This window comes from Campylobacter sp. CNRCH_2013_0671h, assembly GCF_025773055.1.
Classification (GTDB): Bacteria; Campylobacterota; Campylobacteria; order Campylobacterales; family Campylobacteraceae; genus Campylobacter_D; species Campylobacter_D lari_D.
This window is the reverse complement of sequence record NZ_JAKMTG010000004.1, coordinates 16,148-28,686: the sequence shown is the minus strand read 5'-3', so window position 1 is coordinate 28,686 and position 12,539 is coordinate 16,148. Positions and strand designations below refer to the sequence as shown.

The 12,539-nt window shown below is 29.9% G+C and carries 15 protein-coding genes; 14 read left to right on the top strand and 1 reads right to left on the bottom strand.

Annotation, left to right across the window (positions count from 1 at the left end; all coding sequences use genetic code 11):
• Positions 1 to 65 precede the first annotated feature (65 nt).
• From L8X97_RS03830 to L8X97_RS03775, 12 genes are read left to right on the top strand one after another with little or no spacing between them, the layout of a single operon-like run.
• Positions 66 to 335, top strand: coding sequence for an iron-sulfur cluster biogenesis protein NfuA (locus L8X97_RS03830; protein WP_039619526.1), 270 nt, complete (start codon positions 66 to 68; stop codon positions 333 to 335).
• Entirely contained in the window at positions 322 to 861 is a 540-nt protein-coding gene (locus L8X97_RS03825) for a histidine kinase (protein ID WP_263662675.1), read from the top strand. Before L8X97_RS03830 ends, L8X97_RS03825 begins: the two co-directional genes overlap by 14 nt.
• A complete protein-coding gene (locus L8X97_RS03820; RefSeq protein ID WP_263662674.1) occupies positions 845 to 2,128 on the top strand; it encodes a UDP-N-acetylmuramoyl-L-alanyl-D-glutamate--2,6-diaminopimelate ligase in 1,284 nt (427 codons plus the stop codon). The genes L8X97_RS03825 and L8X97_RS03820 overlap by 17 nt, the downstream gene beginning before the upstream one ends.
• A complete protein-coding gene (locus L8X97_RS03815; protein ID WP_039667857.1) occupies positions 2,129 to 2,434 on the top strand; it encodes a YbaB/EbfC family nucleoid-associated protein in 306 nt (101 codons plus the stop codon).
• Positions 2,431 to 3,510, top strand: coding sequence for a PDZ domain-containing protein (locus L8X97_RS03810; protein ID WP_263662673.1), 1,080 nt, complete (start codon positions 2,431 to 2,433; stop codon positions 3,508 to 3,510). The genes L8X97_RS03815 and L8X97_RS03810 overlap by 4 nt, the downstream gene beginning before the upstream one ends.
• Positions 3,510 to 4,355, top strand: a complete 846-nt coding sequence (locus tag L8X97_RS03805; protein ID WP_263659247.1) for a polyprenyl synthetase family protein — start codon at positions 3,510 to 3,512, stop codon at positions 4,353 to 4,355. Before L8X97_RS03810 ends, L8X97_RS03805 begins: the two co-directional genes overlap by 1 nt.
• A 3-nt stretch (positions 4,356 to 4,358) precedes the next feature.
• Entirely contained in the window at positions 4,359 to 6,263 is a 1,905-nt protein-coding gene (tkt, locus tag L8X97_RS03800; protein ID WP_263662670.1) for a transketolase, read from the top strand.
• Between the two features lies 1 nt (position 6,264).
• Complete coding sequence (locus L8X97_RS03795; protein ID WP_393921358.1) at positions 6,265 to 7,365, top strand: MlaE family lipid ABC transporter permease subunit; 1,101 nt, start codon at positions 6,265 to 6,267, stop codon at positions 7,363 to 7,365.
• Entirely contained in the window at positions 7,362 to 8,084 is a 723-nt protein-coding gene (locus L8X97_RS03790) for an ABC transporter ATP-binding protein (protein WP_220567028.1), read from the top strand. The genes L8X97_RS03795 and L8X97_RS03790 overlap by 4 nt, the downstream gene beginning before the upstream one ends.
• Positions 8,084 to 8,911: an MlaD family protein gene (locus tag L8X97_RS03785; protein WP_133319166.1), complete on the top strand. Its 828-nt coding sequence runs from the start codon at positions 8,084 to 8,086 to the stop codon at positions 8,909 to 8,911. The genes L8X97_RS03790 and L8X97_RS03785 overlap by 1 nt, the downstream gene beginning before the upstream one ends.
• Before the next feature lies 1 nt (position 8,912).
• Positions 8,913 to 9,503: a hypothetical protein gene (locus L8X97_RS03780; RefSeq protein ID WP_263662669.1), complete on the top strand. Its 591-nt coding sequence runs from the start codon at positions 8,913 to 8,915 to the stop codon at positions 9,501 to 9,503.
• Positions 9,504 to 9,545: 42 nt separating this feature from the next.
• The gene (locus L8X97_RS03775; protein WP_133319168.1) at positions 9,546 to 10,067 is read left to right on the top strand and encodes a flagellar FLiS export co-chaperone; all 522 of its coding nucleotides are present in this window, start codon (positions 9,546 to 9,548) and stop codon (positions 10,065 to 10,067) included.
• A gap of 28 nt (positions 10,068 to 10,095) precedes the next feature.
• Here L8X97_RS03775 and L8X97_RS03770 read toward each other — a convergent pair whose 3' ends face one another.
• Positions 10,096 to 10,635 carry a superoxide dismutase family protein gene (locus L8X97_RS03770; protein ID WP_133319169.1) on the bottom strand — a complete coding sequence of 180 codons (540 nt, stop codon included), beginning with the start codon at positions 10,633 to 10,635 and terminating at the stop codon, positions 10,096 to 10,098.
• Between the two features lie 109 nt (positions 10,636 to 10,744).
• On the opposite strand from L8X97_RS03770, the gene L8X97_RS03765 reads away from it, so the two are divergent.
• Together L8X97_RS03765 and L8X97_RS03760 are read left to right on the top strand one after the other, a co-directional pair.
• The gene (locus L8X97_RS03765) at positions 10,745 to 11,626 is read left to right on the top strand and encodes a helix-turn-helix domain-containing protein (protein WP_133319170.1); all 882 of its coding nucleotides are present in this window, start codon (positions 10,745 to 10,747) and stop codon (positions 11,624 to 11,626) included.
• 66 nt (positions 11,627 to 11,692) lie between these two features.
• The gene (locus L8X97_RS03760; RefSeq protein WP_263662668.1) at positions 11,693 to 12,529 is read left to right on the top strand and encodes an ATP-binding protein; all 837 of its coding nucleotides are present in this window, start codon (positions 11,693 to 11,695) and stop codon (positions 12,527 to 12,529) included.
• Positions 12,530 to 12,539: the final 10 nt, after the last annotated feature.

Below are 12,539 nucleotides of genomic sequence, written 5' to 3'. Positions count from 1 at the left end.
TTTACATTTTTTAAAGGCAAATAAGATAAAATTAAACTAAAAATAATCAAGGAAAAATTATGAATATGCCTTTTAGTGATGAGGAATTAATCGAACCTGTAAAAGCCAGTCTAGCTAAAACTATGCATATTTTAGAAAATGATGGCGGAGGGCTTGATTTTTTGGGTGTGAAAAATGGTGTAGTTTATGTGAAACTAACCGGAGCTTGTCATGGCTGCCCAGCTAGTGGGACGACTTTGAAATATGGCTTGGAAAAACAACTTAAAATCGATATACATCCAGATATTACTATAGTAAATTTAGCAGGTGGGGAAAGCGAATTTGCAAAATTATAAAAAAATAGCCATAGAATGTTTTTACAAAAAAGATTTTAAAAATGCTAAGATGTATTTTTCTCTTGCTTATGAAAAGCGTAAAAATAAGAGACTTTTAACTTTTATTAATATTTGTGATTTGGCTTTAAGAAGCCCTGAAGAAGCTTTTGTTTTTTTTGAATTTTTTATGCAAAATTATAAAAATACTAAAGTAGATAAAGATTTAGAAAAACTCATTAATCTTAGCCAAAGTGTGCAGTTTGAAGAAGATAGCGAAGATTTTGAGGGCTTGAGTTATCAAGATTTTTTACTTAGCGAAGCAAAAGTTGGGTTTAAACAAGCTTTAGAAAATGTTATAATATCTAATAAACTTATTATTAACGATAAAGAAGATTTTGTGGATTTTTTAGAAAAGCTTTTAGAACATGGTTATAAAGATATGCTCGTAGCTTATATGGAAGATGTTTCAGCGCATTTTTATTCTAATTATAGATTTATTAAGCTTAGTGAGAAAATCAAGGAATTAAATTATGATAGTAAAGATTGAAAATACTTTCATTTGTGATAATTCTAATGAATGCGAAAAAGATTGTTTTTTCTTAAAAACTACTCAAAATGAAAAATTTCTTCATCAAGCTTTAGAAAAACAAGCAAAAGTTATTGGCATTGGCGAATGCAAGAAGCTTTTAAATATAGATGAAAGTATTAAAATCATAGGCATTACAGGCACAAATGGCAAGACAACTACTGCGGGGGCTATTTACTCTATCTTGCTTGATTTAGGTTATAAATGTGCCTTAATGGGAACTAGGGGTAGTTTTATAAATGATAAAAATATCACTCCAAAAGGCTTAACTACTACTCCTATTTTACAAACCTTAGAGCTTTTATCTTTAGCAAGTAAGGAAAAATGTGAATTTTTGATTATGGAAGTAAGCTCGCATGCTTTGGTGCAAAATCGCATTGAAGGGCTTGAGTTTAAGGCTAAAATTTTTACTAATATCACTCAAGATCATTTAGATTTTCATGGGGATTTTCAAAACTACCAAGCGGCAAAAGAAAGTTTTTTTACCGATGAGTGTATGAAATTTATCAACAAAGATGCAAAAGCTATAAATTTTAATGTCAAAGGTGCTTTTACTTATGGAGTGGAAAATCCAAGTTATTATCACATTAAAGCTTATGCTTTAAAAAATGGCATTGAAGCTGTGGTAAATTTTGGTAAAGAAACTTTTATGATTGATTCTTCTTTGGTGGGGCTTTTTAATCTTTATAATCTTTTGGCTGCAAGCGCTTGTGTAAATGAACTTGTTAAGCCAAATTTAAAAGAGCTTGAAAAGGCTATTAGTAATTTTGGTGGCATTGAGGGTAGAATGCAAGTGGTTGCAAAAGATGTGATTGTAGATTTTGCTCATACGCCCGATGGCATAGAAAAAGTTTTAGATGCTTTAAAATATCGTGATTTGATTGTGGTTTTTGGAGCAGGGGGAGATAGAGATAAAACTAAGCGTCCGTTAATGGCTAAAGTTGCCAAACACTATGCTAAAAAACTCATCATCACAAGTGATAATCCGCGTTCAGAAGAGCCTATGGATATCATTAATGATATTTTAAATGGTATAGAAAAAGATGAGAGTGTTTTTATAGAATGTGATAGAAAAGAAGCGATCAAAAAAGCATTAGAGCTTAAAACAAAAGATGATTTTGTAGTGATTTTGGGTAAGGGCGATGAGACTTATCAAGAAATCAAGGGTGTAAAATATCCTTTTAATGATAAAGAAGTAGTATTAGAGATATTAAAAGAAGGAAAATAAATGTTTGAAAATATGGATTTTTCTAAAATGGGCGAGCTTTTAACTAAGGCTCAAGAAAAAGCAAATGAATTAGAGCAAGAAGCTTTAAAAAAAGAATTTAGTGCAAAAAGTGGTGGTGGTTTAGTAAAAGTTAGTGCTAACGGAAAAGGTGAAATCATCGATATAAACATTGATGATTCTTTGTTAGAAGATAAAGAGTCTATGCAAATTTTACTAATAGCAGCGATTAATGATGTGATGAAAATGGTAGAACAAAATAAAAAATCAATGGCTAGTAATTTATTTAGCGGAATGGGAATGCTATGAGAATTTTACTTTGTATTTTGGGTGTAGTTTGCACACTTTTTGCTGTGCCAAGACCGACTTTTAATGATTTTTTGGGTTGTTATGAAAAAAATAAAGCTAGTATGTTGATTTATGAGGGCTTACCTGCCTTTGCTTTAAATGAAAATACTTTAGCAGTAGTTAAAACTAAAAACGCGAAATTAAACAGCTATACTAAATATGATCCCTTTTTAAATTTGTATTTAGTAAAAACAGATTTTAGTTTAATTCCTGCACCTATGGGAAATGAAGAAGATTTAACACGCAATAGTTGGGTGGGAATTTTAGATAGCAATAAAAGCTATATAGGACATTTGAAGTATTTTGGGCAAAGTTTGACAGAGCGTGATCAACTTGACTTTGCTTCTAAAATCGGAGAGCTTAACTCGCCGTGTTGTAAAATGCTTGGTATAAGTTTAGAAGATGGCAAACTTATAGGTAATCGTTATTTAAAACACTTTGCAAAATATCCTGATGCTTATTGGGGTGATATAGGTGTGGATTTTGATATGCGTGATGGCAAAATTTATGTTAAAAATGTGCGTAAAAATGGACAATTTTTACTTAATGATGAGCTTGTGAGTGTTGATGGACAAGCTTATGATGATTTAAGAAAACTAAATGAAAAAATTTTATTTGCTGATCGCGGTGCAACTTTATACTTTAATGTATTAAGAGATAATAAAGATGTTAATATCTCCACTATGGTTTTTGATAAAGACTTGGGTGCATTTGCTAAGCCTAAAAAAGTGGTTCAAGCTAAGCCAAGTTCTTTTTATAGTAATCTAGGATTGCGCGTAGATATGAAAATGAATGTTACAGAAGTTACTCCAAATTCTAAAGCACAAATGGCTGGATTTTTAAAAGGGGATAAGATTTTAAGAATTAATAATCAAAAAATCAACAATTTTAATGAACTTCAAGCTGTTTTAGCTCAAGCTAATACTTTTGATATTCTAGTCTCAAGACAAGCAAGCAATATCCCTTCAGCGAAAAATAATGACTTTGAGCATTTTAATAAAGGATACTTTGACTTTTTTATAAGGCTAAATAAGTGATTTTAGAAAAATTCAAACAGCATTTAGAGCAAAATTTTCCTAAAACTCAAAGTTTTCATCCATTTTTTAATGAAGCATTAAAATGGATGTTAGAAGCTGGTGGGAAGCATTTTAGAGCCCAACTGCTTTTGGGTATAGTTAATGCTAAAAATCCTGCTTTGTTTGAAAAGGCTTTAAATGCAGCTTTGGCTTTGGAATTTATCCACACTTACTCTTTAATACATGATGATTTACCCGCTATGGATGATGCTTCTTTGCGTAGAGGAAAGCAAACTTTACACAAAAAATATGATGAAACTACGGCTATTTTAGTGGGCGATGCTTTAAATACTCAAGCTTTTTTACTTCTTTCTAAGCTTGATTTAAAAGAAAATGTTAGATTAAAACTCATAGAAATTCTAGCCTTTAATGCAGGGCTTGGCGGTATGATTATCGGGCAAGCTATTGATTGTTATTTTGAAGATATGCCTTTAAATTTAGAGCAAGTTGAGTTTTTGCACATTCATAAAACTGCAAGATTGATTGCAGCGGCTTTAAAAATGGGTTGTGAAATTTGTGAGTTAGATGAAAAAGAATGCGAGCAAATTTATGAAATAGGGCTTTTGATAGGATTAGTTTTTCAAATCAAAGATGACATTATCGATGCGACTTTAGATACTCAAGAAGCAGGAAAGCCAACTCATAATGATTTGCATAAAAATTCTTTTGTTAAACTTTTAGGTTTAGAAGGTGCTAAAAAGGCAAAAGATGATAAAATTGCTTTATGTGAAGAAAAAATGAAAAATTTAGACTCTAAGCTTGCTAATGAGCTTCAAATTTTGATTGATAAATATTTAAAAGGTTAAACAATGTTACAAAAACAAGCCAACACTATAAGATTTTTATGTGCGGATATGGTGCAAAAAGCAAATTCAGGCCACCCAGGTGCTCCAATGGGTTTAGCAGATATTATAAGTGTTTTAAGTACTCATTTAGTGCATAATCCAAAAGATCCTACATGGTTAAACCGCGATAGATTAGTCTTTTCAGGTGGTCATGCTAGTGCTTTGCTTTATAGCTTTTTACATTTGAGCGGTTATGATGTAAGTTTAGAAGATTTAAAAAATTTCCGTCAATTACACTCTAAAACCCCAGGTCATCCTGAAATTTTCACTCCAGGTGTTGAAATCGCTACAGGACCTTTAGGACAAGGCATTGCAAATGCGGTTGGTTTTGCTATGGCAGCTAAAAAAGCAAGTTTGCTTTTGGGTGAGGATATTATCAATCATAAAGTATATTGTTTATGCGGTGATGGAGATTTACAAGAAGGAATTTCTTATGAGGCTTGTTCTTTAGCAGGTGTGCATAATCTTGATAATTTAATCATCATTTATGATAGCAATAATATTTCAATTGAAGGTGATGTGGCTATTGCTTTTAATGAAAATGTAAAAGAGCGTTTTAGAGCGCAAAATTTTGAAGTACTTGAGATAGATGGGCATGATTTTGAGCAAATTGATTTAGCATTAAAAACTGCTAAAGAAAGCAAAAAACCTTGTTTAATTATCGCTCATACTACCATAGCTAAAGGAGCTTTAGATCTTGAGGGAAGTCATCATTCTCACGGAGCACCTTTGGGCGAAGAGCTTATAAAAAAGGCAAAAGAGGCTTTAGGTTTTGATCCACAAAAAACTTTTGAAATCCCAGAAGAAGTTAAAATTCGCTTTAGTGGGGCAATAGAACTTGGGGATTTAGCACAAGCTAAATGGAATCAAAAAGTACAAAATTTAAATGCAGAGAAGCAAGCATTGCTAAAAGAGCTTTTAGAGCCTGATTTTTCAAAAATACAATTTCCTGATTTTAAAGGAAAAGATTTAGCTACTAGAGATAGTAATGGTGTGATTTTAAATGCTATTGCTAAAGCCTTACCGGGATTTTTAGGTGGTAGTGCAGATTTAGGTCCATCAAATAAAACTGAACTCAAAGATATGGGCGATTTTCCAAATGGAAAAAATATCCACTATGGTATAAGAGAGCATGCAATGGCTGCTATATCAAATGCTTTTGCTAGATATGGTTTGTTTTTGCCTTATTGTGCTACCTTTTTTATATTTAGTGAGTATTTAAAACCTGCTGCAAGAATAGCAGCTTTGATGAGGGCTAAACACTTTTTCATCTTTACTCACGATAGTATAGGTGTGGGTGAAGATGGACCAACACACCAACCTATAGAGCAGCTTAGCACTTTTAGAGCTATGCCAAATTCATTGACATTTAGAGCAGCTGATGGGGTTGAAAATGTAAAAGCATGGCAGATTGCACTTAAAACTAATATGCCAAGTGTTTTTGTTTTATCGCGTCAAAAGTTAAGTGCTTTAAGCGAGCCTGTTTTTGGAGATGTTGAAAATGGGGCTTATTTGTTAGAAGAAAACGCAAATGCACAATTTACACTTTTAGCAAGTGGTAGTGAAGTGTCATTATGTGTAAAAACAGCTAAGATTTTAAAAGAAAAAGGTGTGATTGCTAATGTGGTTTCTATGCCTTGTTATGAGTTATTCATTGCTCAAGAAAAATCTTATAAAGAAAGAATTTTACAAGGTAAGGTTGTAGGCGTGGAAGCTGCAAATTCAAACGAGCTTTATAGAATTTGTGATGAGCTTTATGGTATAGAAAGTTTTGGTGAGAGTGGTAAAGATAAAGATGTATTTGAGCATTTTGGATTTAGTGAGGAGAAATTAAGCTCATATATTTTAAGTCTATGTAATGAAAAATAAAATAATCAAAGATGTTAAAAATCAAGAATGCATTTTTAGCGTCTTTGGTATATGGGATAAAACAAGTGTAGGAAAATTGGAAAAATTAGATTTTCCTACTCAAAAAAATATTATTTTTGATTTTGCAAATTTAGATTTTATAGATACTGCTGGGATTAGGTATTTTCTAGCTTTAGAAAATGAATTTAAGCAAAAAGGTTTTGAGCTTAGTAGGATAAATCTTAAAAGCGAGCATGCTAAGCTTTTTGAACTTTGTCAAAAACACTACAAAAGCTTTTGTGATTCTTATGAAGATAAAAAAACGATCAAAGATTTTTTTGAAAATTTAGGAAAGAAAGTTGCAAATTCTTTTACAATTTTAGTGCAGTTTTTAAATTTCATAGGACTTATTATTTATACTTGTTTTAAAACACTTTTAAACCCTAAAAAACTTCGCTTTAAGGCATTTTTATATCATGTAGAAAATAGCGCTATTAATGCTTTACCTATTATTATGCTAACTTCATTGCTTGTGGGTGTGGTGCTTGCTTATCAAGCTGCGTATCAACTTGCACAATTTGGAGCTAATATTTATATTGTTGATTTAATGGGAATTTCTGCCACTAGAGAGCTTGCACCATTAATTAGTGCTATTGTTATTGCAGGCAGGAGTGCAAGTTCTTATACAGCTCAAATTGGAGTAATGAAACTTACTGATGAAATTGATGCGATGAAAACTATGGGTTTTAAAGAAAGTGAATTTATCATTTTACCTAGAGTTTTAGCTTTAGCACTTGCTATGCCTTTGGTAGTAATAGTAGCTGATATTTTAAGTATTATAGGTGGAATTGTAGTTGCTTGGTTTAGTTTAGAAATTAGTGCGAGTGAGTTTATGAGTCGTTTTAAAGAAGCAGTGGAGCTAAAACATATCATCATAGGGCTTATAAAGGCACCTATTTTTGGATTTTTGATTGCTTCTATTGCTTGTTTTAGAGGATTTTTTGTACAAAAAACTACCGAAAGCATAGGTGTTTATACGACAAAAAGTGTGGTAAATGCTATTTTTTGGGTGATAGCTTTTGATGCGATTTTCTCTGTATTTTTGACAAAGGCTGGATTTTGATTATAAAGGCTAAAAATATCAGCACTTATTTTGGAAGTAAATGTGTACATGAAGATATTAGCTTTGAAGTGCAAGATAATGAAATTTTTGGTATTTTAGGTGGTAGTGGTAGCGGCAAATCTGTGCTTTTAAGACAAATGTTAATGCTTGAGCATTTTGATAAGGGAGAGTATGAAATTTTAGGTAAGAGATTAAAAAATATAAGCGATGAAGATGCTTTGTTTTTGCAAAAACAATGGGGTGTTGTTTTTCAATATGGAGCATTATTTAGCTTTTTTAATATACTTGAAAACATTAGCATACCTTTGGTTGAATACACAAAACTTAGCAAAAACGACATTAAAGAAATAGCTATGATGAAGCTTAAGATGGTAGGGCTTGATGAGAGCGTGGCAAAGCTTTATCCTAGTGAGTTAAGTGGGGGTATGAAAAAAAGAGTGGCCATAGCTAGAGCTTTGGCACTTGATTCTAAATTACTTTTTTTAGATGAGCCAACTTCTGGGCTTGATCCTTATAGCTCAAGAGAATTTGATGAGTTGCTTTTGAGTTTAAAACAAAGCTTTAAATTATGTGTAGTCTTAATTACTCATGATAAAGAGAGTATGAAAAATGTTTTAAACCGCTTTTTGATTATAGAAGAAAAAAAAGTTGGTTTTTTAGGAAATGTCGAGGCTTTGCAAGAGCAAAATCCAAGACTTTATGAGAGGTTTATGCAATAATGGAAAACAAAGCAAATTATATTTTGATTGGAATTTTTGTTTGTGTGTTATTTTTTATCAGTTTGTTTTTTATAGTGTGGTATGGAAATTTAAAAGATGAAAAATCATTCAAATATTATGAAATTTATATGGAAGAATCAGTTGCAGGACTTAGTGTAAAAGCTCCAGTTAAATTTTTAGGAGTAGATGTTGGAAGTGTTGAAAATATCAGTATAGATAGCTCAAGTAAGCAACTAAGAGTAAAAATTTTAGTTAAGCTTGATTCTAGTTTGGTTGTTAAAACAGATACTTATGCAAGTTTGCAAATTCAAGGCATAACAGGATTTAAATTTATTCAGCTTGCAGGAGGTAGTGAGGAAGCTAGTGTTTTGAGAGCAGGCGATGATGTTTATCCTATTATAAAATCAAAAGAAAGTTTTTTTGCAAGCATAGATAAGCAAACTTCAAATTTATTAGAACTAATCACAAGTTCAAAAATAAAATTAGAAAAACTCTTAAGTGATAAAAATTTAAAAAACATAGAGCAAATTTTGCAAAATTCATCAGAATTTTCTGCACATTTAAATGCTAATGTACCAGCATTCTTAGCAAATTTAAATAAAACAAGCTCTAAACTTGGCAAAAGTGCAGATGAATTTTCAAATTTTTTAAACAATGCTAATGGCCAACTTAATGAGCTTAATAAAAGTAGAATGCTTTTAAATGAAAATTTGGATATTTTAAGAGTTTTGTTTTTAGATTTTACGCAATTACTAAATATTTTAAAGCAAAATCCTTCAGATATAATTTATAAAGATAAGGCTACTCAATATGCTCCAGGAGAATAAAATGAGATATTTATATATTAGTTTAATAGCTATTTTTTTTAGTGCTTGCTCTTTGATTAATCCAAGTCAAACTTTGCCTGCAAATAAATATTTTAGTATTAATTTAGAAAAGCTAGAGCAAAGTCAAAATAAAAAAAATGCAACTATTATAGTTTCCTTACCTAAAGGTTTAGCTTATACTAATGAAATTTTTTATAAAAAAGATTATACTATCAATACCTATGCCTATCATTTTTGGAAAGAAAATCCTACTTTAATGATAAAATCTTTTTTGGAATTTCATTTGCAAGATTTGGGGGTATTTAAAGCAGTTTTAAATCAAGATAGTCTAGCTAGTGCTGATTATGTTTTAGAAAGTAAAGTGGATATTTTAGAGCAAGATTTTAGTGATGAGTTGCATTCTAAAATAAAGTTTGGTATTAATTTAAATTTAGTGCAAATAAACACTAAAAAACTTATAGCGAGTAAGTACTTTTACTATGAAAAAGAATTAAATGATAATAATCCTCAAATTTTAATCCAAAACTATGATGAGGTTTTTTTGCTTTTTGCTAAAGATTTTAGAGTTTGGGTAGATCAAAATTTGGAATAAAAAATGCTTTTCTTGTTATAGCAATAACAAGGAAGGTGTATTATGAGAGATGAATTAGAAATCTTACAAAAACATTTAGGACAAGTAGGTTCAAGTATAGATGGTGCAAATTTAAAACATCAAACGCAAAAATTTAGTGAAGATATTACTGATGCTAATGACTTTATAGGTGCTTTGCAAATTTTAGATTCCTCATTGAAAAAAATTTCAAAACTTCTAGAAGATAAAAACTATGAAGATGTGCAAGATAAAGTTTTAATTGCTAGTGAAAGTTTGAAAATAGTAGATAATTGCTCATTTTTAGGTAATGCTTTATTTGATAATAATTATAATGTAAATGTTGGTTCAAAGGCATTTGCTTTTGAAATTTATAATCCTTTAAAAATTTTAGAAACTAGTGATTATGAAGGTATGAAAGCTTATATAGTTGATAAAAGAGAAGAAATAGCTTCTATGCTTAGTGAGCTTGCAGTGGCTATTGCTACTTATAGTCCTAGTCAAAGTTTTGGCGGATCAAGCCATGATTTTATGGGTGATTTTGATTTTACTAAGCTTTTTAAATAACACTAAAGGCTAAAAAGCCTTTAGATTTTTATTTTATAACACCACATGCCATTCTAGCACCGCCACCGCCAAGTGCTGCAGGATGATCGCTGTGATTGTCTCCTCCAAAATGTATCATTAGAGCATGATTTTTAAGCTCATCAAGAGTTTTGATTTTTGGTGCTAATACAGGGTTAGTTGCTTTACCATCTTTTTCTACATAAAGTGGTGGTAAATCCCCTTTGTGACCTTTATCATCCCATGGGCTTGAGTGAGCATCTGTTTTTTCAGGATCCCAGTGTCCACCTGCTTTCATACCTAAACCTTTATCAGTTGCTCCACAATCAGCATTTGCATGAACATGAAAGCCATGAATTCCACTTTCTAAACCTTTAAGATTTGGATAAAATGCTACCCCATAAGGAGTTTGTACTGCTACAACTTCGCCTGCATCTTTATTAGCTTTTTTATCAAGAATTTCCATTTTGATAACTAAATGATCTTTTTGTGCTTTTGGATTAAAATTTTCTAAATTTGCTCCAAATAAAAAGCTTGATGCTAGTAAAGAACCTAGAATGATTTTTTTCATTTTTTCTCCTTTTTTAATTGAAATTAATTATATTGTAACATAAATTCTTAATAAAAAATATTTTTTATTGTATTATATAAATAATCAAAAAACTTATAAAAAGGTATATATGTTAATTTTTCCAAAAGATCTTGAAAAAATCAGTCAAAATGTTTTGAAAAATACTTTTTTTTCTTTATGTTGGTATCAAAAAGATTTTTCAAATGATAAAAATCAAGAAGTTGTATTTAAAGATTATGCTTTAGTATTTATTTTAAAAGGTTCTAAAAGTATTTATACTATGGATAATCAGTTTAATGTAAAAAAAGATGAGCTTGTGTTTTTTACAAAAAATTCTTTTTCTATTAGAGATTATTTAAATGATGAAAATATATATGAATCTATTATTTTGTGTTTTAAGGAAAGTATTTTAATAGAACTTATTTTTAAATATCAAGAATTAATTTGTAAATTAGATTCTCCAAAATATGCTAAAAGTTTATTTAGTTTAAAAACTAATCTGATAACTAAAGGTATTTTCGAGTCTTTCTTACCTTGTATAAATGAATTTAATGAGAAAAATGAATATCTGCTTAGATTAAAATTTGAAGAATTATTTTTGTCTTTATTATATAGTGAAGATAATGCAGAGTTTTTAGCTTTTTTAAAAGCCATTTTAAGTGGTTTTAAATTAGAGCTTTATAAGATGTTTGCATATTGTCAAAATGACTTTGAAAGTGTAGCTTCTATGGCCAAATTTAGTAAAATGGATATAGCAAGTTTTAGTCGTAATTTTAAACAAAGTTTTGGTATTACTCCTAAAGAATGGCTTGATAACAAGCGTTTTGAAAGAGCTAAATTTTTACTTGAATTTTCTACAAAAAATATCACTCAAATTTGTTATGAACTTGGATTTAATTCTCCTGCTTGGTTTATAGCAAGATATAAAAAAAGATATGGCATTACCCCAAAACAAGAACAAAAGTCAAAAAACTTATATTTTTTATCTTAAAAATGATAGATTTTATTTTGGTTTTTTATTAGAATTTGTTAATAAAATTTAAGAAAGGTAACAATTATGAAAAAAAGTATTTTAACTTTGGCCTTATTTGCATTTTGCAGCGTAAATGCTTTAGAGGTTCAAGAATTTAAAGGTTTTGCACATCCTGAAAGTGTATATGTAGATAAAAATGCAGTTTATGTATCTAATGTAGGAAAAGAGCTAACTCCGTTAAATAAAGATAATGATGGTTTTATTTCAAAATTAGATAAAGATGGAAAAATTTTGGAATTAGAATTTATAAAAGGTCTTAATGCTCCAAAAGGTATGTCTAAAATAGGTGATGTTTTATATGTGGTTGATATTGATATTTTATATGGCTTTGATATAAAAAATAAAAAAGAAATTTTCAAACTTCCTATAAAAAATGCGGTATTTTTAAATGATATTGCTGTGTTAAATAATGACACATTATTAGTTAGTGACACAGGTACAGGATACATCCACAAAGTATTTTTAAAGGATAAAAAATATGAAAACTTTATCCATTTAGATTCAAAATATGGTGGCCCAAATGGATTGTTAATAGATAAAAATACTTTATTTGTAGCAGGTTATGATCCAAGTGATAAAGCAGGCGGGAAAATCATTAGTATTGATTTAAATTCAAAGAAAATTCAAGAATTAAACAAAAAAATAGAACAATTTGATGGCATTGTGTATGATAAAAATAAAAATCTTTTAGTGTCAAGTTGGGGTAAAAATCTTCAAGGATATATTTATACTCTAAAAGACAATAAAGAAATAAAACTTGATTTGGCTTCTATAAAAGGTCCTGCAGATATGTTTTTTGATGGTGAGTATTTATGGGTGCCAAAAATGGCAGAAAATGCTTTAATTAAAGTAAAAATATAAAAACTTTTAA

Excerpts from the sequence above, each read along its gene's own strand:
- L8X97_RS03830 (WP_039619526.1), top strand. The coding sequence starts at position 66 with ATGCCTTTTAGTGATGAGGAATTAATCGAACCTGTAAAAGCCAGTCTA.
- L8X97_RS03820 (WP_263662674.1), top strand. The coding sequence starts at position 845 with ATGATAGTAAAGATTGAAAATACTTTCATTTGTGATAATTCTAATGAA.
- L8X97_RS03815 (WP_039667857.1), top strand. The coding sequence starts at position 2,129 with ATGTTTGAAAATATGGATTTTTCTAAAATGGGCGAGCTTTTAACTAAG.
- L8X97_RS03810 (WP_263662673.1), top strand. The coding sequence starts at position 2,431 with ATGAGAATTTTACTTTGTATTTTGGGTGTAGTTTGCACACTTTTTGCT.
- tkt (WP_263662670.1), top strand. The coding sequence starts at position 4,359 with ATGTTACAAAAACAAGCCAACACTATAAGATTTTTATGTGCGGATATG.
- L8X97_RS03785 (WP_133319166.1), top strand. The coding sequence starts at position 8,084 with ATGGAAAACAAAGCAAATTATATTTTGATTGGAATTTTTGTTTGTGTG.
- L8X97_RS03780 (WP_263662669.1), top strand. The coding sequence starts at position 8,913 with ATGAGATATTTATATATTAGTTTAATAGCTATTTTTTTTAGTGCTTGC.
- L8X97_RS03775 (WP_133319168.1), top strand. The coding sequence starts at position 9,546 with ATGAGAGATGAATTAGAAATCTTACAAAAACATTTAGGACAAGTAGGT.
- L8X97_RS03770 (WP_133319169.1), bottom strand. The coding sequence starts at position 10,635 with ATGAAAAAAATCATTCTAGGTTCTTTACTAGCATCAAGCTTTTTATTT.
- L8X97_RS03765 (WP_133319170.1), top strand. The coding sequence starts at position 10,745 with ATGTTAATTTTTCCAAAAGATCTTGAAAAAATCAGTCAAAATGTTTTG.
- L8X97_RS03760 (WP_263662668.1), top strand. The coding sequence starts at position 11,693 with ATGAAAAAAAGTATTTTAACTTTGGCCTTATTTGCATTTTGCAGCGTA.